Below are 24,350 nucleotides of genomic sequence, written 5' to 3'. Positions count from 1 at the left end.
TATGCAGCTAAGATGAGGTCATTAAACGGTTATAACAATTGAAAATTGATTTGATAAAGCGCTTCTATCTCTGGGTAGATCTCGCGGATTAAGCTTTTTAACTCGTTTAGCGACATATTCTCTTGCTTTGCATGCAGCTCATTTAAGTCATCAAACTTAACCCAAGCGACACTGGTGATGTGTAACTGGCCGTAACATGTACCGCAGTCTAAATTAGCCACATTGACCGTTTGCCCTGCTTCAAAGTAAGACTCGCTTTTATCTCTTAAAGTCACTGTCTTTCGACCTGCGAGAATGTCATCTTCAAAACGTTCAAAAAAAGTAATCGTTTGCATTTAGTCTCTACTCAAATGTATCGGTAACCGCCTTAGATCTTGCTTCGCGGTTTCAGCCGTAATAGTTTGTTTATTTTAGCAAGGTCACAACGATGTCGTTTAATCACTGCTCACAAAATGGCGACAACAGGGTGAAACAGGCTAAACTCGAAGCGCTTCTATCCACTAGAAAACATACATAGATGCATGCTGAATACCTATTGAATATCTAAAAATTAGCCCTATAGTAGAGGAATTGGGGATAGTACAGTGGCGTAGCGGTTAGCTTTAGGGTAAAATCCGCTTCCGATTTCAAGCTGCGCGCATTGCGCTAAGCTTGTCTTAGATTGACGTATCGTAGAGAACACATGAACAAAAAACAGAAAATGATCAAAATGACGGCTAAGCGTGCCAAGGCTCGTCTAAATAAGCACACTCCGCCTACGATCAAAAAATACGTATCTAAGGCCGAACGCGCTGAGAACTTAGCTAAACTTGAAGCTGAAGAACTTGCAGCAAAAACTGCTACCGAGGCTGAAGTTTCTATCGATGCTAGCGATGTAGACACAACTCCAGCTAGCTAATTAGCCAGCTGTTTAAGTAATGTTATTGAGCAGTCATTATTGAGCTTATTTGTTTGATGGCCCTTCGCCTTTCACACCAATAAGCTCAGCGATTTCATTACTTGCTTCGCAATCTTGCTCTTCTGTCACCATGGCCATATTTGCACATGAAGAAGACAATGGGCTTTGGCTGCTTAAGCTCAGCTCCTCATCAAACTCACTTGTGACCTCGATTACAGCCGTTTTAGGCACGCCATTGGTGCCAATCTGTCTTTCAGCCCCTCTTACACTCTCTACTAAGCGATAAGCCACCAGCACACCAAGCACACCGAAGATAATGGAACCAACCGCCTGACCAATAAGTACTCCGTAAACGCCGCCCCACAGAGCCCCGAAATACACAAATGGGATAGTCCCTATCGTTGCTTTACCCACATTAAACAGTGTCGAATACTTCGCCTTACCTAAGTTATTAAACGACGCATTGGCAACAAACAATACCCCTGAGAAGATGAAAAATACCGCGATATAACTGCAGAAAAACAGTATTAACTCAGCTGCATCACCTTTCATGTCAAACACACTCACGATGAAATTGCGGCTGAAAAACAATAGTACCGAAACCACTAATACATAGACACAACAGAACTGGATAGCACGGGTTAATGACTCTTTCACCCGGCCAAACTCCATCGCACCATAATTTTGTCCAACAATCGGGCCTACAGCGCCAGAAAGTGCGAAAATCATACCGAATGATACCGGGATCAAGCGCCCTAAAACGGCCCAACCTGCCACATAACTGTCACCAAAATCTGCAATCGCACGGGTCACAACAGCATTACCTATTGGAGTGGCAACATTGGTTAGCATTGCAGGCCCAGCTATCGCAAAAATTGGCGTCAAGTCGGCAATAAAATGCTCTTTATTAAAGCGACCAAATAGATTGTGCTTAACAATAACCCCTTTCGCAGCCACGACCAATACCGCTAAACGCGCTAAAACTGAAGCAACGGCGGCACCTTCTATGCCCATAGCAAACATAAAGATAAATATAGGGTCAAAAACGGCGTTAACGCCACCACCAACCAAGGTTGAGATCATCGACAGCTTTGCATCGCCAACGGCTCTTAACGCACTGCCGAGCGCCATAGCTAAACAAATTAACGGCAATGAAGGCACCAAAATATAGAGGTAACCCGCGGCTAACTCGGCAGTTTTTCCTGTTGCGCCCACCAAAGCCAGTAGCTCAGGAATAAAAACGAACACACAGATAGCAACAACGACGCTGATGAGTAGTGTCACCACCGCGCTATTAAGCAATAACCGCTTGGCTTTTTCTGTTTCTTTTGCGCCAATAGCGCGGGACACTAATGCGCCTAATGCAATGGATAATCCAATACCAATAGAGGTGGTAAAAAATGAGATAGTGCCAGCATAACCCACGGCTGCGGCAAGCTCCTGCTCACCTAATAAACTTAGGAAAAAGATATCCATTAAATCGACCACAAACAGCGCCGATATGCCAACGGCGGCCGTTGAACTCATCACTAGTATATGACGCAGAATCGATCCTTGTACAAACTTGGCAACAGCCATAAAACCTCTTAATCTGTGGTTAATTTTAATGCGTTATCATTCTAATCTAAGGCAACTTTATTTGAGTGTCATCGGCGAAATCTGCTTAACTCAAGCAACACTAAATGTCCGTTTCAAGTTCACTACCACATTTATCACAATACAATGCGCCGCTTTCGTGACCGACCTTCAAACAATTACTGCAACGGCGTAGATCTCTGTGCTTCCCTATCTCTTGCGATATTTCGGCGGTTAAAATACCGGTTGGGATAGCAATAATGGAGTAGCCTAGTAACATAGTAAATGCAGCAATGGCCTGCCCTAAGTTCGTCGCGGGGGTAATATCGCCATAGCCCACAGTAGTAATCGTCACTATGGTCCAGTAAATGGATTTTGGAATAGAACTAAAGCCATTATTTGGGCCTTCGACAACATACATGATTGAACTTAACACTACGACGATTAAACTAACCGAAAAGAAAAAGATAAACACTTTACGACTCGATTGCATCATAGCTCGTAGCAGTATATTACCTTCACTTAAGTAGCGTAATAATTTGAACACTCTAAATATTCTAAACAGTCTTAGCACGCGGATCACCATGGTGAAATTTGCACCAGGAAAAACTAAGGCTAAGTAAGTGGGAAGCACAGATAATAGGTCAACTACCCCATAGAAGCTTTTAGCGTAGCTCAAAGGGCTGGCAGAGCAATACAAACGCAGTAGATATTCCGCTGTAAAGATAGCGGTAAAGCACCACTCCAATATAATGATAATGTCACCATATTTGTCATGGATATGGGCAACGGTATCAAGAAAAACGAGCATGACACTCAGGATAATACAGACAATCAAACTGATATCGAAGAAGCGACCCGCTGGAGTGTCGGTGCCAAAAATTATTCGACGAAGCTTAAGCTTAAATAAACTTTCCGTGTCCGTTTCTTTTACCATTTTAACCGCTGTTCCTTGCAATAAAGTACTGTAAATTCCCTCTGAAATTCTGCGTCTTCAGGTGGGATGGGTATAGTGTGACACGCAAACAACCAGAGCTCAAAAATAATCTTAAGCCGATACATCAACAATTAGATGTTTTTCAGGTAACATAAGCTAAATGATTCACAAGCTAAGGGCATTACGCTCAGGGTTATACATGCGTTTTTTCTGTTTCTCGATATTAAAACTAACACTGCTTCTGTGTAGCCTAATTCCGAGTCTAGCACTGGCTAGCAACAAAGCCGACTTAGTCATCGTCACCAAATCAACAGCGAGTTTATCCTTATTAAGCCAAGGTGAAATATTTAAAACCTATCGAATAGCGATGGGCGATAATCCGGTAGGGCATAAACTAACAGAGGGCGACCAACGCACACCTGAAGGTCGTTACCTACTGGATTACAAAAAGTTAGACAGTGCCTACTATCGCTCAATTCATATCTCCTACCCTAATGATGAAGACAAATTACGTGCGGATGCTTTAGGTATTCAGCCGGGAGGACATATCATGATCCATGGTGAGAACCCCAACTCCAACCTTAGTCCAAAAGAGGCGCAAAATTACAATTGGACCGATGGTTGTATCGCTGTGACCAATACGGAAATGGATGAATTATGGCGTGCCATTGACGCTGGTACTCCCATCGAGATCTGGCCTTAAGCGTCGATTCTGTTATCGACTCTGGCGGGCTGTTATCAGGACCCCTTATGACATACGAACAATTAAACCAAAGTTGGCCGAGTTTCAGTCAGGCAATTGCCGCCTTCATCACTGAACTGGGTTTAGACAAACTTAATCTGGAATGCGACCACTGCGCTTTACGTGTCAATACGCCGCAAGGTGCAGATGAGCTCCGCAGTCAATTTGTAAAACACGGTAACATTATCTCTGACAACATGATCAATGGCAGACCCATACTCATTATTGAGCTTGATTCGCCACTAATGTTAAATAACAGCGCTATTGATTGCGTTGAACTGCCCTATCCTGGTGAGAAAACATATCCACAAGAGGGCTGGGAGCATGTTGAACTGGTATTTAAGTGCGATGCTATTGATTGTGGACCATTGAGCCAGCAACTTATTAATGCAGTACCTGCATTGGCAGGTATCATCGCTGGTGAAACCGATATTAAGGTGAAGCAAAGTTCACCAAAGGGCGATAAAGAACGACTCGCTAATCCAACCATCGCCTTTAAGAAAAATGGTCTGTGCGTTAAAGTTCACCCCCACGGTATTAAAGCCGTCATCGCATCGGAAGCTTAGATAGAAAAACAGCAACATTGAGTTGCTGTTTTTATCTTCAATACCTATCGCATTTACTGCAAGTACTAGCCTTTCTTAAACTGTAAATAACTAAACACTGACATTAAAGCAAAGAATGCAGGGTCGCTCCAGCCAAGCCCGACGAAGATCCCAGTAATGCCCGCATAAACAGTGATAACAACACCTAATAAGTTAGTGATCAATAATGCGCTAAAGAGTTTGTTCGCGATAATGCCTGCTTCAATATCTCTTAGCATCCAGCAGATGACAGCAATACCGCCTAAGAAAATACTAGTATGCTGAGATAGGAAATAGGCGTACTGGTCATTGATGTCCACTCCATACATCGGCCACATTAAGGCCGGGATAAAGAATAAAGCCAATGCGAATACCGCATAAATGGCCCCATGGGCCGTTAAAAATGTTCTGTTGCTCATCATAATATTGTCTCCATTACCAGCTTAAGTGATAGGCGCATTGTTTATGCTGGAAAGTAATGGGTTTACGGTAAATATTTGGCCTCGGATATTCTCTATTCCCATCTTAGTTAAACGTGCAACATGCATTTTCAAATATGCCGCTGCGGTGGTCTCATCTTCAAAAAGATAGATGCCACCACCCAGTTGAGCAGTTTGGTCTTCAGTCCAGATCTTCCAAATCATTCCTGGCTCATTATTTATCGATTCAGCAAGGCCTGATAACTGCTTTGCCATCTCTTCGCCAAATGGGCCTGTATAGTCAAAATCAACCTGTAGTAATTTTTTCATCATCGTTCTCCAAATAAATTGTCAATAATTAGCAATGAGCATGCTCTGCTCCCTTGCGGTGTATGCCATAATACCTATAAAAAATTGACAGAAAAGTTCATAATACTGTGTATATATGTGAGTAAATTAGACCGATGAGATTAAAAACAACCTTAGAGCAGTGGCTAACACTAGTTGAAATCGATAGGTGCGGTAGCATTCAAGCCGCTGCATCTAAGCTCAACAAAAGCCATACAACGCTTATATACGCGATAAAGAAGCTTGAAAGACAACTCGGCGTGCAGCTGCTGAAAGTTGAAGCGCGTAGAGCGGTACTTACTGAAGATGGCAAGTCACTACTGCGAAGGGCTCACTCGATGTTAGAGCAAGCCAAAGTGCTTGAAGATATGAGTAATCAACTCACACGTGGCCTGGAGTCTGAAATAGTAATTGGCATTGATCACCTATGCGACAGGCAATGGTTGTATCAACCTATGGCTGAATTTTTAGCGAGAAACAACACCACATCGATTCAAGTCGTTGAAACATCACTGTCAAAAACAACCAGCATGGTGCGCACAGAAAGTAGCGATATTTCCATTATCACCTTGCCGATCACCAATCATCCGTCAGACACCTTTGGTATGGTAAGCATGTTGCCCGTTGTGAGCCTACATCACCCTTTAGCGAAAAAACTTAATCCGTGCTTAGCGGATTTAAATGCCAGTCGGCAAATTGTCCTCCGTGACTTAGGGGATGAAACCAAACAAGATGCTGGCTGGCTAAAGTCTAGCCAGCGCATTACAGTCGATAATTTTGATCATGCCTGGCAAGCAACCAAACAGGGATTAGGTTATTGCCGTTTACCGAAACACATTATCGATAAACATAATGATAAAGAGATGTTGATCCTTAACGTTGAGCATTCGAATCGATATCAAGTCCCTTTGCATCTGACCCTACCTAAAGGCGCAAAAACAGGACCTGCTGCTCTAGCGCTGTATCAACTCATGCTTGCCTCTGCAGATAAGAGAATTTAAGACTATTGCCTACCAGCCCAAAAACTAATAAAACCACAACATCTTGAATAGTAGATTACATTCAAGATGTTACATAGGTTTAAAGCACTGTTCATCAACTGCTATTTAAACTAATGATAGAGCTATTGTTAACAGCTAGCCTTGTTGTTGCCTGTTAGCATTATTTAATGATAAACATCCCTTCACTCGCCGGGCGGCTTAATTTGAAACCAAACTTGCTGTAAAGCTCTGGTACATCAGCCATCAAGGTAATGTAAGCTCCTTTGAAAGCAGCTCTATCCAAGTAATCCATAATGCGCTGCATGATAACCCGTCCAAACCCTTGACCTTGGTAGGCAGGATCAACCGCGATATCGACAATCTCAAAATTCAGAGCGCCATCACCGACTACACGTCCCATAGCAATTGTTTGCCCTGCGATACAAATCTGTACGCCAAACAAGCTATTGGGTAGGCCTTGCTGTGCCGCCGCAAAAGTCCGTGGCGATAAGCCTGCAATATCCCTTAAGCGCACAAAATCCGCAGCACTCACCACAGTCTCGATCAGTTGATGTTCCATTTTATGTCTCTATAAACTCAATAAGTAATCCAATCCACCGGTGATGGCAGCAACTTGTGCGATAATACAGTTCTCACCGTCCACCAGCGGACTATCGGGATAGACTTCGGTAGTAGAGACATATTTTGCGCCACTTAACCCTGCACACAACCCCAACGCCTTAGTGGCGTAATTGATCACGCCAAACTGCGCCAATTCAACACCAATCAACTTGCCACCGTCATCGGCAGGGGCAATATGCGTCACTAGCTCCACTTCCGAAATCATCGCCTTTTGAAATGCTGTTTGCGGATTAATTGTATCTCCAACGAGATAGAATCCGTCGGGAATATTCCAGTTATCATGCACCACAGCATCTCTTGCCGCTAACGCGGGTCTGAACTCGCTATTGTCGCTATCGGTAGTTTCGTGTAGATCGATATGCGCAAAAATATCAGCATTAATCGGGGCTAAGTACGCCAGTAAAGCGGCAGACTCTTCAGCAGGGCTATCTTGATAGAAGGAGCGATTTGGATCAATAGCACTAGGATTCCAGCGGTTAATGGTCTCATAGCCCCAAGGGCTTACACAGGGGATAAGCACAATATTAAAATGCTCGGCGTAAGCGAGTGCTTTTGTCTCCATAAAACGAATAGCCCCCTGTACGCCGCTAGTCTCGTAACCATGTACGCCACCAGTGACCAAAATAATGGGTTTGCTTGACTGCCAATCACGGCTCTTTAGTGCGTATAAGGGATAACGAGCCTCATCACACGACAGCGCCCCATATTGCTCCAAGGTAAATTGCTCACCTAACGCTAGCACTTTACTGAGTACTTGCTCTTGATATGAGCGCTTAACAGACTGCATAGCAAGCCAAGCGGATTTGTCAGCATCGTTCCATTTCTGTCCTGGTGAACCTATAGGGTAACGTTGTGGAGAGTTCATCAATTTTCCTTTTATTCGCATGGTCTTTATATCGTATTCAGTGCTGCTGAAGCATAAACATCACCCTGCCGAATTTCAATCATCATTTAGTTAATTTAATCTTTATTGTAAATAAAGTGTTAGCTCAATTCTAGGCGGATTAGTGTAGGCAGGCTTATTGCTTTTAGCCTAATGCAAGCATCAAGGAGGGTGTTAGTTAAACAGCAATAACCGAGCTAAAATCCCACTAAACCCTGCATCTTCAGGTAGAGCGGGTATATATGCCGTAGATGCCATATAATATTAATAATATATTCCAACCATCATCAATATCGAGCGAATCATGGAAGTCGAGCTACTTGAAATTCGTAACTTTATCCGCCAATACCCCCCTTTCGATCAACTGCCTGAAGAAGCGTTAATCGAAATATCAAAAAGTGTCGAGATCTCGTACTACCGAGCTGACAATATGATCATCAGCTTTACCGATAAAATACACGATCTGTTTATGATCCGCAGTGGTGCCGTTGAAATATATCGCCGTACTGGTGAGCTCTATAATCGCCTCGACCAAGGGGGATTATTTGGGCAGATGGGGCTACTGACTAATAATAAAGTGCGCTTCCCTACTAAGTCACTTAAAGACACCCTGTTATACTGCATTCCAGCAACTATCTTTGAAGATTTTTGTGAACGCTATGACGCCTTTGCCGACTTTGTTGAAGTCGAAGGCAGTATTCGATTACAGCAAGCCGTAGAAGATAATAGCGACGATGCCAACTCTCTGACTACTTCAAAGGTAAAGACCTTACTCAGTGGTGAGCCTGTGATGCTCCCCACCAGTACCACGATTCAAAACGTGGCAAAAATCATGTCCGAAGAGAATGTCTCGGCCGCACTCATCAATGATCCAAACCTCGCCGATGAAGGCGGTAATAGCTTTGTAGGCATCATTACAGAGCGCGATCTGTGCGCAAAAGTGGTCGCACAAGGCTTAGATGTTAACACCCGAGTAGATGAGATCATGTCGACTGAGCTTATCTCGCTGGATCACAACGCCTATATTTTTGAAGCCATGCTGTTAATGCTGCGCTATAACGTGCTCCACCTGCCCATATTAAAAAACAAACAGCCGATTGGCTTAATTGAAGTCACCGATATCATTCGTTATGAGTCTCAGAACAGCTTATTGATTGTCAGCAGTATTTTTCAGCAGAACAGTATTGAAGATTTAATCATGCTGTCGCATCAACTCAAAGACTGTTTTGTGCGCATGATCAATGAAGATGCCAACTCACACATGGTCGGTCGTGCCATGTCAGAAATTGGACGTAGCTTTAAACAGCGCTTGCTCGAATTAGCAGAGGAGAAGCTGGGTGAGCCACCGGTGCCCTACTGTTTCTTAGCATTAGGTTCTATGGCACGTGATGAACAGCTGATTGTTACCGACCAAGACAACGCGATTATTCTCGATAACCAGTACCAAGAGTCTCTGCATGGCGATTACTTTAGAGAGCTTGCCACTTACGTGTGCGATGGCTTAGCAGCGTGTGGCTATACCTATTGCACCGGTGACATCATGGCGACTAACCCAGAGTTCCGAAAAACACAATCCCAATGGGAGGAGTGCTTCGCTGACTGGATTGATAACCCAAACCCACAAGCACTACTAAACAGTTCTATCTTTTTTGATCTCTACGGTGTGTATGGTAGACAAAAATGGGCAGAACAACTGAACGCTTTTATCCTGAGAAAAGCCAAAAAGAACAACCGCTTCTTAGCTTGCCTTGCTAGAAACGCACTAAACCGTACCCCACCCCTTGGCTTTTTTAAGGACTTTGTGATGGAAAAAGATGGTCGTCATAATAACTCCATCAATTTAAAAAGACGTGGTACAGCGCCGCTAGCAGATCTCATTCGTGTGCATGCCTTGGCTATTGGTTCACAATCGCAGAACTCATTTGATCGCTTAGAAGACATTATTGAAGCGGGGATCCTACCGCCCTCAAAAGGTAAAGATCTGCAACATGCGATGGAATTTATCTCTTTGGTTCGTATTCGCCATCAAGGGTTAGACATCGAGTCTAACCAAGAACCAGATAATAATATTGAGCCAGAGAACATGTCTGATTTTGAAAGGCGTAACCTAAAAGATGCCTTTTTGGTATTGAGCAGTGCGCAAAACTTTTTAAAATTTCGCTACAGTGCCAACAGCATGCAAGGGTAAACAATGCGTGATTTCAGTAATCAAGATGTATTAAATTGGCAAGCATTTTTGCAAATTAAAGCGCAAGAAAGTAAAGATAGCCGCCTGACTAACTTTTATGATGCCAGTACCTACCATGAAGAAATTAAACTTAAAGATATTGATTTTGTCGCCTTAGACTTTGAAACAACAGGTCTAGATGCAAATCAAAATAGCATTATAAGCATTGGTTTAGTCCCATTTACCCTGCAAAGAATAGCTTGTAGACAGGCTAAACACTGGTTCATAACACCAGAAGATAAGCTGCAAGAAGATTCAATCATCATCCATGGTATAACTCACTCTGATCTGAAAGGTGCACCGGATCTGCTGCGGATCTTAGAACAGCTATTAGATGAACTGGCAGGTAAAATTGTAGTAGTGCATTACCGTAGAATTGAACGTGATTTCTTTGATGCGGCGCTTAGAAGCTTAATCAACGAAGGCATTGTTTTTCCCGTTATTGACACCATGCAAATTGAAGCTGATATTCAACAGGCCCGTCCGAAAAAATTTATAGACTGGTTTAGAACTCCCCGTACAGAATCGATTCGACTGGCCAATAGTCGTAGCCGTTATAATCTACCAACCTATCCGCCACACGACGCCTTGACCGACGCCATTGCTACCGCTGAGTTATTACAAGCGCAAATTCATCATCACTTTAGCCCAGACACGCCTATCAAGAAGCTTTGGTTGTAGCCTTAGATTTAAAATCTTGATTATAACGATTGGCATTATTTAAAGTGAGCAATAAAAAAGCCGAGTGGCGCAGTCTATAAATACTGCGTCACTCGGCCCTATTTTTTAGCTAACGGTTCAGCAGATTAACGAGGACGTTTTTCTGTTCGTAGCCCCATTATCAAACTGACGCACATCACCAATAAAATAATGGTAAATGGCAAGGCAGTTGAAATCGCACCCGCTTGCAAGGCTTCAATGGCTTCTGAGCCCCCCACCCAAACAAGACCTGCAGCAATCGCGCCTTCGATAAATGCCCAGAATACACGCTGAGGTACAGGTGCATCGACTTTACCACCAGAGGTGATGCTATCGATAACCAGTGAACCCGAGTCTGATGAAGTCACAAAGAAGACCAGCACCAATACAATAGCAAGTAGAGACAAAATGCTGCCCATTGGCAATGCATCAAACATCTGGAACATTGCAAGTGGCACTTCGGTTAACCCTTTTTCGCCAAGCGTTCCGACTTTATTAACAATTTGATCAATCGCTACTCCACCAAATACTGACATCCACAGAGTCGTTACCACAGTAGGCACAATCAATACTGCCGTCATGAACTCACGAATAGTACGTCCACGTGAAATACGTGCAATAAACATGCCGACAAAAGGAGACCATGATATCCACCAAGCCCAATAGAAAACAGTCCAACCATGCATCCAAGCTTCATCTTCTCGGCCAATTGGATTGCTTAATGGAATTATATTTTCAATGTACCCCATGACAGTGACTGGAATGGTTCCCATGGATACTGCAAAACTAACCAAGATAACAAACAACACTAACGCCAGCGCCAATAGCATATTGACATTACTGATGATCTTTACACCGCCATCTATACCACGGATGACCGACACAATGGCCAGTAAAGTCACTATAAATATGATGGCTATTTGCAGCATTAAGCCGTTATCAATGCCGAACACATGGTGAAAACCACTCGCAGCTTGTTGAGCACCTAATCCAAGAGAAGTCGCAAGACCAAACAATGTTGCAAGCACCGCTAAAATGTCAACAACATGCCCTGGCCAGCCCCAAGTACGATCGCCTAAGATAGGGTAAAAAACCGAACGCATGGAAAGTGGTAGGCCTTTATTGTAAGCGAAAAATGCTAACGACAGTGACACCACACCATAAATTGCCCATGGGTGAAGTCCCCAGTGGAACATTGTCGCGCCAAGCGCCAGCTTAGCCGCTTCAGCCGTGTTAGGCTCTACATTAAGCGGTGTTTCGTACCAGCCGGTAAAGTAGGCAACGGGTTCAGCCACTCCCCAAAACATTAATCCAATACCCATGCCAGCAGCAAATAACATTGCCACCCATGACATCATCGAGTAATCGGTTTTTGCTTCAGCACCGCCTAAACGTATTTTTCCATAGGGAGAGACAATCATAGCCAAACAAAACAGCACAAAAATATTGGCGGACCACATAAATAAACCATCAAAAGCGCCGATGATCTGCCATTTTATGCCGTCTAATACGGACTTAGATGTTTCAGGGTCGACCAGCAATATAGCGATTAAGAAGAGTCCAATTAAGGCTGCGCTGATCCCAAAAACAGGATTGTGTACATCAAAACCCCATTTTTGAATATTATCTTGTCCGACTGTATAGTCAGTATTATCAATACTGTATTTATCTTTTCTAGTATTCATTGATCCTCATTTAGAACAACTTTCATTCGAATAATGTACATCTATTTTACGTTATTTGACGGCAACTTGCAGCCTAATGCCTAAAGCATTCACGTTTCATGTCTCCTTCCAGACTTTAGTTTAGAAATTACTGCTTAAAATACCTAGCGAGATTGCTAAATGTATTTACTCAGAGATCCAAATTGAAGGGATATAAATAAGGGGAATTTTACTGCTTCGGAATTTAGCCGCTCACACAAAAATAGCGAGACAGCTATACCGTAGATTCAGTAATCTAGATAAACTAAAAGCAACGTTATCGAAGAGTTCCTCCTCAATACAAAACTTACATTATCGAGACTTTAAAAACTGTATAACAGTTATTTTGGCGACCACTTTATTTGAAACTCTATCTCCTCTTCGTCATCACTACGTTCGTGTTCGACGGTATATTCGGCACGAACCGGAACATAGACCCTTACCCCGCTATCTGTATTTCAAACTTTTCACCTGACTCTAACGAATCAGCCAAACGCCTTAATTTTGCAGCAAATTCAGCATTGGTGTAGCCTTTCTCAATATCTCGCTCTGGTTTACGACTCATGTTGTATTTCCTTATTCATTCAATCGATGCGACTCAGTCCAATTTTATCCATAACTCTTGCTCTTTCAGTACGCCATCTTCAATACGCCTCGTTTGCCACTTATCCTCAGAGATCTCATAAAAGAAGGTAAATGGGGTATTAGGTTTTACACCAAACGAATTGAACTCTGGATACTCGGTATATTCAGTTTCGGTATATTTATAGCGGCCAGTACCTGCAGCCCAAAACTCTGATTTTGGTTCGGCTTCAGTACCTATATTTTTCATGGTGGTGAAACTAAAGTGGCTAGCAGAAATCACCTTAATTGCACTCAGTTTTAAGTCACCGTAATTTACCCACTCTCCCTTGCCATCGAGGTACTTACCCGACACCAGTGACCAGCTGCCAATAAAAGGGTTGTGTGCTGCGCTCAGCGGAAATGCTAGTAATAGCCATGCGGAGAAAAATAACATCATCTTGCTCTCTAATGGTTTCATTTCTACTCCGTACAATTAAAGATAACAAAAATGCGCCAACAAATTAATCATATACCTCTTCTATGCCTTCAAGCTTTACCCAATCGTGGCAACGTTCTTGATAAACAGAGACGGTTGGCGCGGCTAACTGCTGTTTTGATACGTCGTCATCGGCAAAGTTACCCAGTGGGATCGCCACCACATCTGGCATGAGATCCATGGTAAACCACAGGTTACCGCCACAATTGGGACAAAATTGAAAAGTGATCACTGCGCCTTCATCACCTACACGTTGATAGTGATGACTCTCCCCATTAAAAGCGACTTGGTTTAATGCATAACGTGCTTGAACCCCAAAGGCACTGCCGGTGCGCTTTTGGCAAGCATGGCAATGACACACTGATACTCGAATAGGCTCACCGCTAACAGATAGAGATAATTTTCCACAATTACAGCTGGCTGTTTGCATAACTCCACTCCTTGAGTTTCAATCTAAATTTTAATGACGCAGTTAGCTCTAACTTAGCGACTTTTTGAGTCGTTGCATACCTTCATCAATACTCACAATAGCGCTGTAACCAAGATCGCGTTTAGCGGCACTGATATCAAAGTAGTGACTGGTCGAGAGCTGTCTTGCCACAAAGCGGGTCATTATTGGTTCTTCCGATTTAGCCAACAAACGGTAAATGGTTTCCAGTACCACCCCAACACCATAGGCTATAGAGGTGGGTACCCGCTTACTGACATTGGGTAACCCTTTACAATCGAGGATTTTATTGAGCATCTCAGCCATGGTAATGGGTTCGTCATTACTCAAATAGTAAGCTTTGCCTGCACACGGTGCCTGCAAACTTTGCGCACTTGCAGCGCATAATCGCTCAGCTGCCAGGATATGCGCAAAAGCGGCGTTGCCAACATAAATGGTATCGACCAGTTTGTCTTTCTTACCCACCAACTTTAAGCGCCCGGCTTGAGCACGCTCCAGTACCCGTGGCACTAAATGCGGATCCCCAGGGCCCCAAATAAGGTGCGGTCGTAACGACACTGTTTGCAACACTTGCCCTGCCGCAGTTTTATCACCGCTAGCGGCTATCATCATCTTTTCAGCAACGGCTTTTGATTCACCATAAAAGTTCAGATAATGCTCTGCATAAGGCGCCGATTCATCACAGCCATTTTCATCAAGACCTGCAAACGTCACGCTAGGCGTACTGGTATAGATAAGCTTGCTGATATTAGATTGTTTACACGCGTTGATGATATAACGAGCCCCATCAACGTTAGGCGAGAAATAGCTCAGCTTACTGCCCCAAACACCTGCTTTGGAGGCTACATGAAATACAATATCGCAGCCTTGCATGGCCGCACACACTGCCGCCTCATCAGCAAGGTCGCCCTTTATCATGTTAACGCCCATTGCTGAAAGCGAGGGATAATCACCACGAGCAAAGCCTGTCACTTCGATCCCAACGGCCAACAAGCGCTCACAAATGGCTTTACCTAAAAAACCGCCTGCGCCTGTAACAAACGCGTGTGATGCATGGGATTTTAAATTGAGCAGCGCCGCTTGTTCTAGCGCGGCAAAATCAGTTAAAGGGGGGACTAACGAATTATTGTCAAACACAATCAACTATTCCTTGATCTGTTTCTGCGCCCAAACGGCCAGTTTCTCTCTAAATATTTTGGCGTTATGACGAATATCAACCGGGAAGTCAGCATGAATTAAGAAGCGCTCAATCCCCTGCGTTTGGCTATGTTGCCCAGCAAGCTCTCGCAGCTGCGCATACAAGATAGCCGACTTTGAACAAGCCACAGCCTGATTAAGCTCGATACAGACCAGCGGTGTTAGCTTACCCGCAATCACCACGCCCACCAGCGCACTGCGCTTTATCTCGGGGTGGGTATTAAAAATTCGCTCACATGGGATAGAGTAGTAACGCTGCATGCTGTTATCGGCCGTTATCGCATCGACACGGTGTGCCTTGCGGCCGCACATCCACAATAAGCCCTTATCATCAAGGTAACCCAAGTCACCCATTCGGTGGCGAGTTGCAGTGCCATCGTTAATTTTGGCAGCTAAGGTCGCAGTTTCTCTGTGATAATAAGTACGGCTGACCATCGGCCCTTTTACTACAATTTCACCAATTTGATTGGCCGAAAGCTTTAATTTCTCAGACCATTCTTTGATCGGTTGTTCATCGATATCAATAATGGCGAGCTCAACGCCGCCAATAGCAGTGCCAACACAAATACCACCGCCGTTATCTGTCACATCGATGGTATTAAACAGTGCTTGGCTACCGATTTTACTTAACGGTAAGGATTCTGTCGCACCGTATGAGTTGAGCACCTCAACATCATCATTGAGCATGCTGCTAAAACGCTTAATCGATGAGATAGTGGCAGGCGCGCCCGCCGAGATCACTCGCTTAATGCTGCTTAAGTGATGCTTGCTATGACTTCCCGCTTGGCCCAATCGTTCTATCAATGCCGGGTTAACAAACATATTGCTACATTGGTACTTTTCAATCGCAGCAAAGATAAAATCGGGATTAGCGGTGATAGGCTTACTGGCATCCATATCTGGCACAATAGACGCCATCCCCAACGCGGGGCCAAATAATGAAAATAGCGGAAAAGTGGCTAAGTCACGCTCACCTGGTTTAATGGCATAGTCATGCTTAAGGGCACTAATTTGCGCTTCAAACATTTTGTGAGAGTAAACCACGCCTTTGGGTGTGCCGGTACTGCCGCTGGTAAACAAAATGGCCGCCATGGCATCATCTGCCAACCACTGCAGTTTAAAAGCTTGGTCGTCACTGACCTTACTAACGATTTTCTCGAGGTTTATCGCGCCGGTGAACTTATTTACCAGCTTGCCGCCACCGACAGTGATCAGGTGTTTAACGCTGTGCTTGCCCCAACCAAATAATCGTCTGGCAATATGTGCTTTAGGGATGCCAATAAACACATCGGGGTCGGCTTCAATAAAACACTGTTTGAGGTTTTTAACCCCCATCCCAGGATCGACCAAAATAGGAATAATGCCCGCTTTAAACAGGGCAAAGGTCAAACAGAAGAAGTCGATACTGGGGGTCACCATCAGCACGGCTTTCATGCCCGGCGTGAGGCCAAATTTTATCAGTGCGGCAGCGATTTGGTCACTTTTTGCATTAAGCGTTTGAAAGTCCATCTCTTCATAGCTTAAGCACTCAACAGCCTGACCACTTGAGTGTTGTACAGCAACCGCAAGAGAGTCAGGAATGTTGTTGGCAGCGTCGACAAGATGGCGACAAAGGTTTGCAGCAACGTGCTTACTCTCAAGCGGACTTGTCATGATATTTACGCCACCGAGTCTTGTACTACTTCAATACTATTTTCATCAATAAAAGTGCTGATATGCGCAATGACTTCATCAGAGGCATCTTCCAGAATATAGTGGCCACAATCTGCAAACTCATGCACTTGAGCATGAGGCATTCGTTGTTTCCATTCAGCTAAAAAGTGCTTATCAAATACGAAATCCTGCAGTCCCCAGCAAATGACGGTAGGTACTTTGGCAAACTTATCTAGGCTTGCGGCAATATCTGACACCATGTCGTAATTACGATCGCCTGGCTTTAACGGAATATCCTGCACAAAACGTAAGGTAGAGATACGATTGGCCCAAGAGTTAAATGGTGCAACGTAAGCTGCACGAATGTCTTTATGCATAGGCTTACGCTTTACACCTACATAAGATGCTGCCGATGCAAAAGCATTAAAGCCACGCACTAAGCAAGTACCAACAAAGGTATTGCGGCAGATTGAAAGTGCCCATGGGAAAGGTTTTGTCTTAGGAAGATGAAACGCACCCGTGTTGAGAATAACTAAACGCTTTATGCGCTCTGGATAACGAGCTGCATAGCCCATACCTATCATGCCGCCCCAGTCGTGGACGACTAGAGTAATATTCTCTTTAACGTCTAGATGCTCAAGCAGTGCTTCAAGGTCATCTATGCGGCTTTTTAAGGTGTAATCATAGCAGCTATCATCAGGCTTATCAGAAAGGCCACAACCAATATGGTCAGGCACAATACATTGATGCTTACCGCTTAACGCGCTAATCAGATTACGATAGTAAAACGACCAACTTGGATTTCCGTGAACCATAACCACAGGTTCGCCAGAACCTTCATTCACGTACTGAAGTTTATTGCCGTTTCTATCTAAATAATTACGTTTAAATGGGTGCAGAGTGTCTAACATGACGCTTCCTATAATTTTTATGCTGGGCTATGTATAAGCGATGATGCGTAATAAAGGCGTAAGGGTAGCCAGCAACGAGCGCTACTGGCCGGTAGATTTACCACTTAAGGCCTAACATCATGCAGTTTAAGCCACTACCAATCCCTAAAAAGCTTACTTGATCGCCGCTTTTCAAAAAGCCTTGATCGTGGGCCATTGCAGCAGTAACAGGCAATGATACTGTGCCCATGTTGCCCAGTAGTTTATAGGTTGGAAACTCTTTTTCTTCCGGAATATTCAACGCTTGAAGCACATTACGGCGGTTTGATGAGCCCACTTGATGACAAATGACTTTATCAACTTGCTCAACTAACCAACTACGCTGATCTAAGAAATGGCTCCAGGTATGGCGCGCGAGTTCAACACCCTCTTTCAGTAAAGCGACACCATTAGTGCGCATATATTCTCGGTATAACTGAGGACCCGCTTCTTCAAGCCCCCATTGGCATAAGTCGTAATGTTGCGGCGCTGACAGATGACTAGCTCCTAACAACTGATGCTGACGCGCACCTTTTAGGTTTAAGCTTCCATCGGTCAATAAAACCGCTACCGCACCAGAACCACCCGTTAATGTGGCTAGCGACTGTGCAAAATTTTGCATTGTCGGTTCGGCAAGCATTTTGTCGATGGTGATATCTACAATGTGACGAGCGGATTCACATGAAACGACAAGGCCGGCTTTGATTTGACCTAATTCGATACGGTTTGCGATATCTAAAATACCGGACAACACGCCTAAACACGCATTACTGATATCGTAAATCGCCGTATCTTTAGATACGCCAAGCTCAGCGGCGATACGACATGCTGTTGCGGGTTCATGTTGATCACGACAAACGCCAGTGTAAACCACCGCACCTAAATCGCTTATCTGGACATCGGTTTCATCAATCGCCTTGTGCGCCGCAGCTAATGCTCCGTCAGACAACCTGTGCCCTTTTGGCCACCAACGTCGTTCATGGATCCCAGTCAATGCAGCAAGTTGCCCCATCGGAATACGAAACTTTTTGTATAACGGCGCTAAACGAGATTCAAGCTCCGAAGTCGAAACAACTTCAGGCGCTAATTCGTAGGCCATGCTATTGATAAAAACGCGGGAATATTTCATGAAACTGTATTTTATCGCTCACTAAACGGGTCAATTTTCGACCAATGTAGATAATTATTTATTATTAACCAGCCATTTGAGCAAGAAAAAGCTGATGATTCAATAAAAAACCTCATAACTGAGATCTTTTAATCCACTCGATCATCGGCATTGCTATTAAAATGACACTTATTTAACGTCAGATTCAATCATAGCTGACTCAATTACAACTTAATAAACAATTTGTTACGCACTTATTAAATCATTAATCTGTAATTTCTCTATTTAAATGCGCTAATTAGTGCATTTCGGGGTGTTATACTGTTTGCACAAAATTCACTCAGCTCAACCTGGTATCCACACTCTTCTAAAAAGCAAACTCGGTCAACTAATAGCCATTTTTCTAATACCGCTCTAAAAAGGTGTGCCACTAAATCAATGCGGCGAGTCAGTCGCTGTCGTTCACGCCCAATGGCGTGATAATGCACCCAGTCAATCGTTGCAATCAAGGGCACTTGTTTGCAGTCCGCTGCCCAACGACAGAAAGCTTCAAATTCGCCATTCAACTGGCTTTGCTTAATCGATGGGATAGGTAAATACTCATCCACATGACGCATCTCTCGTTGCAAAGAATCAAATCCTAATCGCCAAGCAATCTCTTGCAATCGATATTGGCCCTGTTTAGCACTGGCTACCATGCTTTGTTGCAAAGGCAGTTGCAGATCGGCTCGAGTCAGTAGTAAGTCACTTGTCTTAGCCGCCATTGAAAGTGGCTGGTAATGTTGAGCTTGAATAAGGTGATAACAGCACGGTGATATCACTACCTGCTGGGTACCTGCGTCTGCAGCATGCTTTAACAGAGTGACATGCAGATCGCCGCATGCATGCAGCGCCACGGCTAACTGTTGCTGCACTAACTGCTCATCCTGGCCCGCAAACGCATCTGCACAGACAAAACGTTGTGGTAATAGCCATTTATCTGCAAACTGCTGACCGGCAGCGCACAGGCTCTGTTGCCACTCCAAACTCACCACACTGCGTCCAGTCGTTTTTGCGATCAAGCGCCCTAAATGCCCTTTTCCTGCACACCACTCTAGAACAGGCAAGGTAGTATCCGGCAAATGTTCAATAAAAGCCGTGATCTGTTGCCACTTACGGCCTTTTATATGCGCACTAAAATGGGGGCGTTCAGCAGCAGTAATGCCTCCTGCTAAGCTCAAAGATGCTTCAGCGGCTAGTGTTTGCTGCTTGTCATTGGCTAGATTGCCACGATTAGGCGCCAACAGGCTAAGCTCCCAGTCTTGATTGTTATTCGCCAAATCATTTTTAAGGGCCGGTAATAAAGTATCCACAAGATGAGATTGTGACGCATCAATCATATCGAGGTCATTATCATTAAGTTGCCACACAACGTTTGCCAATTGCGGAAAATCATCCTTCCAAGGCAGATCTGTGCATTCAAAACTACGGTTCTGCCACAGGCTTCGGCTTTGAGTCAGCAGAGTATCGATACAACTAAACTCGGCTAAAAAATTAGACATTCAAAAGCCCTCTCCACTGTTCGCAGCAAAAGCCTTAACTGGAGATCGGTATATGGAAAAAGTGTGCTTTGGCATGATTGGTTGATAAGTTCTGTTTTAACTATTTAGTGCCGTTGAAGGCTGCAACCTTTAACGACTAGATCAAAAAAAGGAGTTAGAGTCTCCTTTTAGGTTTAGGCAAATAGTTTACCACAAGCTTGAGAAGCTTATCTCCCCCGTTGGAATTTTGCTGTTTATATTTCGCCGGGGCGCAAAGGGATTGACTCTTATGAAATCAACAGCGGGTACATGCGCTTTATCCTTTGGCTCGACTCTTAATGACAAGAATGGGCGAAGCACCACGACGTTCTAGGCCGTAAGGCCGCAGCTTGATAGTTATCAAACAACACATTAGTTAACTTTCAACAATTGTGGTTCCAATGGCCTGCGGCAAGCGTATGTACAGACGCTACTGAGGCTCGCAGCAAGTACCTCTGACCGCCATGAACGGAGGAAATGCCAAATTCTGTCTGGAATAGAATTGGCCTTGTAGGCTCAACGAAAACGTCCTGTTTCCGAAGGCCTCAGCCGCATTTACACTGGGTTTGAAAAGCTCAAACTCTCAGCATTAGGCTTACCAATAAAAATTTTTAAAGTTAGATAAACCTCCACATCAGTGAACATCAGAATTTACATTTAAGTAGCCAAATTTGCAGACAGCAATCTTCCCCGTTGGAAATTTCGCAGTTTAAATTTCGCCGGGGCGCTGAGGGATTGTCAAGGGGCACAAGCGCTTTGACCCTTGACTCTGGTGTGGGCGAAGCGCCACGACTTTGATTTGGCTTTAGATTTTAAAAAAGCGACAGCTGATATAGCTGCTAGCACACTTTGGGGCTGATGTGAGTTACCTTTAGGCACTAGTGGTTCCAATGAACTGCGGTCGGCATATGTGCAGATACTGCTGAGATTCGCCGCAAGCACATCTGACCTCCAAGGAAGGAGGAAACACCAAAGTTCCCATTCATTGAATTTCACTCTGACCCATCAAGCTCCCACTTTCACCTCTCCAACATTAAACACCACTCATGAACCTAAGCACTCGATAACGCTCATTCAAGCCAATAAAAGATACCTAAACTAGACAAAAACACTAAACTTTATTGTCTATTGAATTGCCTGCTGATCTCTGCATTCTCTTACCCAACCATACACCCAGTCCCAGCGGCGCAAAAAAGACCACCAGCAAGAACAACACAAAATAGAGTATTAGGCTTTTGAGCGTTTTACTGACCTCTTCGAAAACCACTTTAACGGTTTGCTCTGAGATTTTCTCTAAATCAACCGCAGCAGCAGCTCGCTCTCTGCTCACCATGGCTTCTAATGAAACACGCTCATTTTTAACCATCAGTTCCAACGCTTGCCTCTCGACAGATAACTGGCTAAGTTTGTCATCGGTTGCTGCACTTAGCTGCGTCAACAGTGGCGTTAACTCTCTGCGCATATCGACTGCCAATGCCTGCATCATCTGTGGACTTTGCGCCATCAGCTGTTGAAATTTGGCAGAGGTATCACTAATACTCACCAAGGTGGCCTGTACTTCCTCGGCGTTAATATTGGAATGTAGCGCATAAAGTTCGGCTTTCCAGCCCAATATTTTTGGCATCTGCTCGGCTATCATTGCCATGCGGTCAGAGATATCACTCATCACCTCGGGCACTGTACCAAAGGTCGTTACTGCATCAAACTCACTCAGTTCATTGTACGCAAGCCAATCAGTAAAGGCCGACTGCCGGGTAAACGACATATCCTTGATGGGATGCTTAGCTACATACTGCGTAACGAAATCCTGGTTTTTTTGAAAACTTGCTACAGCAAAATTTTTAATCGTGCGTTCAAACTGATCTCTCAGATGGTTACTGACATCGATAGCTGTTTGCTGCTGCTCACCAAACACATTTTTACCTGCGCCGAATTCAAAGAACTGTGCCATCTGTGCAGTAAACACCCAAGTATCAACCATGGCGGCAGTAGGCGATGCTTGAAATATGGTGTGTTGCAGATTCTGCTCAGCATTAATTTTCCACATCAAAGAGTTCGATTTAATCGGCACGCTATCGCTGTTTCGTTCAATCAAATCGGCAGCACTTTCCACCTGGCTATAGAAAACGGTACTAAAATCGCGGCTAAAAACGCGCATGTTCAACTGATCTTTAGGCAAGGGATCAATGCCGCTTTCTAACTTGATCTCCAACAGGGAACACCCTGCAACCAACACCCCAGTAACAACGATAAAGCAAAAGCGAAACATCGCCGTCATAAAGCCTCCGTTAAGATGCAACATACTGAATATATTCAACTAATAAAGAATTGTGCCGAGATTCTAGCATTCGTTATCGGGTCGTTCTACAACTAAAATCAAATATTAGACAGGCGTATTCTCTAGCAATCGATACAGCTATCTGTTTAGGCAAAGTAACAACACTAAAAGACCAACAAAGCTGATTACCCTGTCAGTCAATTCTAGCTAATTTGTACTCAATGCATTAATAATTTTCTCATTAAATATCAGAGCAAACACTCGGCAACGTCACTGCATTGAAAATACCTAAGTATTTCGAGATTAACTATAAATTCTCTGCCATTGATATTACACTTCGACGCAAATTCAAACAGGTGCACAATAAAATGCAATCACCGTGCGTGGCTCGCTGTGGGCTTAATGAAGATGATTACTGTATGGGATGCTATCGCCACATTGACGAAATTGTCGGTTGGAGTAGCGCCGCAGAGGAGAAAAAAGCACAGATTTGGGCCAAGCTCGAACAACGCAAAGCTGAAATGGTCGATGGGGAGAATAGCGCCATTTTAAGTCGGGCTAAATGGTTATACCAATTGCATTAAGTAAGTAGTCAATTCAGAAGCGCTCACGCTTTTCAATTCAATGCGCATTGACGAGAGAATGGTTATTCCCTTGTAAGTCAATGCAAAGCAGAAGTGGAATGCATGAGCGCTTCCCGCAGGGTGGGTTTCAAAGCCCTGTATGCTGCGCCGAAAACTCTCGATATAGAATAACTATTAGCTTCATGTTTCCGACTTGCCTTCAGCGCTTTGAATTCCCACTGAATGAACAGATACTTAATGCAATTGGTATTAAAAGCCGAAGCGAGACTTAACGCCTTCGATGACAGTTCGACTTAAACTAAAAAGCCGCTCATCGCGGCTTTTTTCATGTTTAATCGATTTAGAATAAACTCGATTATTTCTTTAACATGCTTTTTAGATCAGCGAATGGATTATAGGTTGCCGCATCGACTTTAGTTTCAGTGGTTGCGCCGTATTGGATCAACTCTTCAAACTTAGAATGCTCATTGTCATGACAGTATAGGCATAACAACTCCCAATTCGACCCGTCTGATGGATTGTTGTCATGATTATGATCACGATGATGAACCGTTAATTCACGCAAGTTTGCATTGTTAAACTCGCGAGTACAACGACCACAAACCCAAGGGTAGAGCTTAAGTGCTTGCTCGCGATAACCGGTCTCGCGTTTAGCCTTGTAGTCCCGAGCTTCTGCTAACACTCTATCTAATTTACTTTGGCCTGATTGTACTGACATTCAGTTTATCTCATGTTGATTTAATACTCATTGGTTTCAATACTACCATTGAAGCCAATGTTGGGGGAAATTTGGCGACATCTTTTCAAATAGCTTGAGTCATCTATCGCAAGCAGATCTAAAATAAAGTCAAAATTGAAAAGTGATGAGCAACCAAGATCGAGTCTAAGTGCCCATCA

Annotated in this window: 25 protein-coding genes; 7 read left to right on the top strand and 18 right to left on the bottom strand. The window is 43.9% G+C overall.

The window, feature by feature from the left end:
* Window positions 1-29: 29 nt before the first annotated feature.
* Window positions 30-335: a N(4)-acetylcytidine aminohydrolase gene (gene yqfB, locus JK628_RS09275; RefSeq protein ID WP_202289200.1), complete on the bottom strand. Its 306-nt coding sequence runs from the start codon at window positions 333-335 to the stop codon at window positions 30-32.
* Window positions 336-682: 347 nt separating this feature from the next.
* On the opposite strand from yqfB, the gene JK628_RS09270 reads away from it, so the two are divergent.
* Window positions 683-898: a DUF2986 domain-containing protein gene (locus JK628_RS09270; RefSeq protein ID WP_202289199.1), complete on the top strand. Its 216-nt coding sequence runs from the start codon at window positions 683-685 to the stop codon at window positions 896-898.
* Between the two features lie 45 nt (window positions 899-943).
* Here JK628_RS09270 and JK628_RS09265 read toward each other — a convergent pair whose 3' ends face one another.
* Both JK628_RS09265 and JK628_RS09260 read right to left on the bottom strand, forming a co-directional pair.
* The gene (locus JK628_RS09265) at window positions 944-2,476 is read right to left on the bottom strand and encodes an MATE family efflux transporter (protein WP_202289198.1); all 1,533 of its coding nucleotides are present in this window, start codon (window positions 2,474-2,476) and stop codon (window positions 944-946) included.
* A gap of 100 nt (window positions 2,477-2,576) precedes the next feature.
* Window positions 2,577-3,410 carry an ion transporter gene (locus JK628_RS09260; RefSeq protein ID WP_202289197.1) on the bottom strand — a complete coding sequence of 278 codons (834 nt, stop codon included), beginning with the start codon at window positions 3,408-3,410 and terminating at the stop codon, window positions 2,577-2,579.
* A gap of 199 nt (window positions 3,411-3,609) precedes the next feature.
* Between JK628_RS09260 and JK628_RS09255 the strand changes: the two genes are divergently transcribed.
* The gene (locus JK628_RS09255; protein WP_202289196.1) at window positions 3,610-4,113 is read left to right on the top strand and encodes a L,D-transpeptidase family protein; all 504 of its coding nucleotides are present in this window, start codon (window positions 3,610-3,612) and stop codon (window positions 4,111-4,113) included.
* Between the two features lie 47 nt (window positions 4,114-4,160).
* Entirely contained in the window at window positions 4,161-4,718 is a 558-nt protein-coding gene (locus JK628_RS09250; protein WP_202289195.1) for a VOC family protein, read from the top strand.
* 65 nt (window positions 4,719-4,783) lie between these two features.
* Here JK628_RS09250 and JK628_RS09245 read toward each other — a convergent pair whose 3' ends face one another.
* Both JK628_RS09245 and JK628_RS09240 read right to left on the bottom strand, forming a co-directional pair.
* Complete coding sequence (locus JK628_RS09245) at window positions 4,784-5,158, bottom strand: hypothetical protein (protein ID WP_237524176.1); 375 nt, start codon at window positions 5,156-5,158, stop codon at window positions 4,784-4,786.
* Window positions 5,159-5,179: 21 nt separating this feature from the next.
* Window positions 5,180-5,488, bottom strand: coding sequence for a monooxygenase (locus JK628_RS09240; protein ID WP_202289194.1), 309 nt, complete (start codon window positions 5,486-5,488; stop codon window positions 5,180-5,182).
* 131 nt (window positions 5,489-5,619) lie between these two features.
* Here JK628_RS09240 and JK628_RS09235 point away from each other — a divergent pair, with 131 nt between their 5' ends.
* Window positions 5,620-6,504, top strand: coding sequence for a LysR family transcriptional regulator (locus JK628_RS09235; protein WP_202289193.1), 885 nt, complete (start codon window positions 5,620-5,622; stop codon window positions 6,502-6,504).
* Window positions 6,505-6,664: 160 nt separating this feature from the next.
* On the opposite strand, the gene JK628_RS09230 is transcribed toward JK628_RS09235, so the two are convergent.
* Complete coding sequence (locus JK628_RS09230) at window positions 6,665-7,063, bottom strand: GNAT family N-acetyltransferase (RefSeq protein WP_202289192.1); 399 nt, start codon at window positions 7,061-7,063, stop codon at window positions 6,665-6,667.
* Between the two features lie 9 nt (window positions 7,064-7,072).
* Window positions 7,073-7,990: a M14 family metallopeptidase gene (locus JK628_RS09225; protein ID WP_202289191.1), complete on the bottom strand. Its 918-nt coding sequence runs from the start codon at window positions 7,988-7,990 to the stop codon at window positions 7,073-7,075.
* 322 nt (window positions 7,991-8,312) lie between these two features.
* Between JK628_RS09225 and JK628_RS09220 the strand changes: the two genes are divergently transcribed.
* Together JK628_RS09220 and JK628_RS09215 are read left to right on the top strand one after the other, a co-directional pair.
* The gene (locus JK628_RS09220; protein ID WP_202289190.1) at window positions 8,313-10,196 is read left to right on the top strand and encodes a DUF294 nucleotidyltransferase-like domain-containing protein; all 1,884 of its coding nucleotides are present in this window, start codon (window positions 8,313-8,315) and stop codon (window positions 10,194-10,196) included.
* Window positions 10,197-10,199: 3 nt separating this feature from the next.
* Window positions 10,200-10,916 (top strand): 3'-5' exonuclease, encoded by a 717-nt coding sequence (locus JK628_RS09215; RefSeq protein WP_202289189.1) that lies wholly within the window; start codon window positions 10,200-10,202, stop codon window positions 10,914-10,916.
* 125 nt (window positions 10,917-11,041) lie between these two features.
* On the opposite strand, the gene JK628_RS09210 is transcribed toward JK628_RS09215, so the two are convergent.
* The 10 genes from JK628_RS09210 to JK628_RS09165 form a co-directional block, all read right to left on the bottom strand.
* Window positions 11,042-12,619 carry a BCCT family transporter gene (locus JK628_RS09210; protein ID WP_202289188.1) on the bottom strand — a complete coding sequence of 526 codons (1,578 nt, stop codon included), beginning with the start codon at window positions 12,617-12,619 and terminating at the stop codon, window positions 11,042-11,044.
* 457 nt (window positions 12,620-13,076) lie between these two features.
* On the bottom strand, window positions 13,077-13,202 hold the full coding sequence (locus JK628_RS23450; protein WP_272931652.1) for a hypothetical protein: 126 nt from the start codon (window positions 13,200-13,202) through the stop codon (window positions 13,077-13,079).
* 33 nt (window positions 13,203-13,235) lie between these two features.
* On the bottom strand, window positions 13,236-13,679 hold the full coding sequence (locus tag JK628_RS09200; RefSeq protein WP_202289187.1) for a hypothetical protein: 444 nt from the start codon (window positions 13,677-13,679) through the stop codon (window positions 13,236-13,238).
* A 43-nt stretch (window positions 13,680-13,722) separates the two neighbouring features.
* Window positions 13,723-14,127 (bottom strand): GFA family protein, encoded by a 405-nt coding sequence (locus JK628_RS09195; RefSeq protein WP_202289186.1) that lies wholly within the window; start codon window positions 14,125-14,127, stop codon window positions 13,723-13,725.
* Between the two features lie 48 nt (window positions 14,128-14,175).
* Window positions 14,176-15,282 carry a 2-alkyl-3-oxoalkanoate reductase gene (gene oleD / locus JK628_RS09190; RefSeq protein ID WP_237524175.1) on the bottom strand — a complete coding sequence of 369 codons (1,107 nt, stop codon included), beginning with the start codon at window positions 15,280-15,282 and terminating at the stop codon, window positions 14,176-14,178.
* A 6-nt stretch (window positions 15,283-15,288) separates the two neighbouring features.
* Window positions 15,289-16,995 carry an olefin beta-lactone synthetase gene (oleC, locus tag JK628_RS09185; protein ID WP_202289185.1) on the bottom strand — a complete coding sequence of 569 codons (1,707 nt, stop codon included), beginning with the start codon at window positions 16,993-16,995 and terminating at the stop codon, window positions 15,289-15,291.
* A 5-nt stretch (window positions 16,996-17,000) separates the two neighbouring features.
* Complete coding sequence (locus JK628_RS09180; protein WP_202289184.1) at window positions 17,001-17,906, bottom strand: alpha/beta fold hydrolase; 906 nt, start codon at window positions 17,904-17,906, stop codon at window positions 17,001-17,003.
* A gap of 97 nt (window positions 17,907-18,003) precedes the next feature.
* Entirely contained in the window at window positions 18,004-19,053 is a 1,050-nt protein-coding gene (locus JK628_RS09175) for a 3-oxoacyl-ACP synthase III (RefSeq protein WP_202289183.1), read from the bottom strand.
* Window positions 19,054-19,313: 260 nt separating this feature from the next.
* A complete protein-coding gene (locus tag JK628_RS09170) occupies window positions 19,314-20,573 on the bottom strand; it encodes a methyltransferase (protein WP_202289182.1) in 1,260 nt (419 codons plus the stop codon).
* A 1,129-nt stretch (window positions 20,574-21,702) separates the two neighbouring features.
* Complete coding sequence (locus tag JK628_RS09165; protein ID WP_202289181.1) at window positions 21,703-22,869, bottom strand: chemotaxis protein; 1,167 nt, start codon at window positions 22,867-22,869, stop codon at window positions 21,703-21,705.
* 368 nt (window positions 22,870-23,237) lie between these two features.
* Here JK628_RS09165 and JK628_RS09160 point away from each other — a divergent pair, with 368 nt between their 5' ends.
* Window positions 23,238-23,453: a DUF1289 domain-containing protein gene (locus tag JK628_RS09160; RefSeq protein ID WP_202289180.1), complete on the top strand. Its 216-nt coding sequence runs from the start codon at window positions 23,238-23,240 to the stop codon at window positions 23,451-23,453.
* A 355-nt stretch (window positions 23,454-23,808) separates the two neighbouring features.
* Here JK628_RS09160 and JK628_RS09155 read toward each other — a convergent pair whose 3' ends face one another.
* Complete coding sequence (locus tag JK628_RS09155) at window positions 23,809-24,171, bottom strand: YajD family HNH nuclease (RefSeq protein WP_202289179.1); 363 nt, start codon at window positions 24,169-24,171, stop codon at window positions 23,809-23,811.
* Between the last annotated feature and the right edge of the window lie 179 nt (window positions 24,172-24,350).

The organism is Shewanella sp. KX20019, assembly GCF_016757755.1.
GTDB lineage: Bacteria > Pseudomonadota > Gammaproteobacteria > Enterobacterales > Shewanellaceae > Shewanella.
Note: the sequence above shows the minus strand (reverse complement) of the source record. Positions and strands in the feature narration are given on the sequence as shown.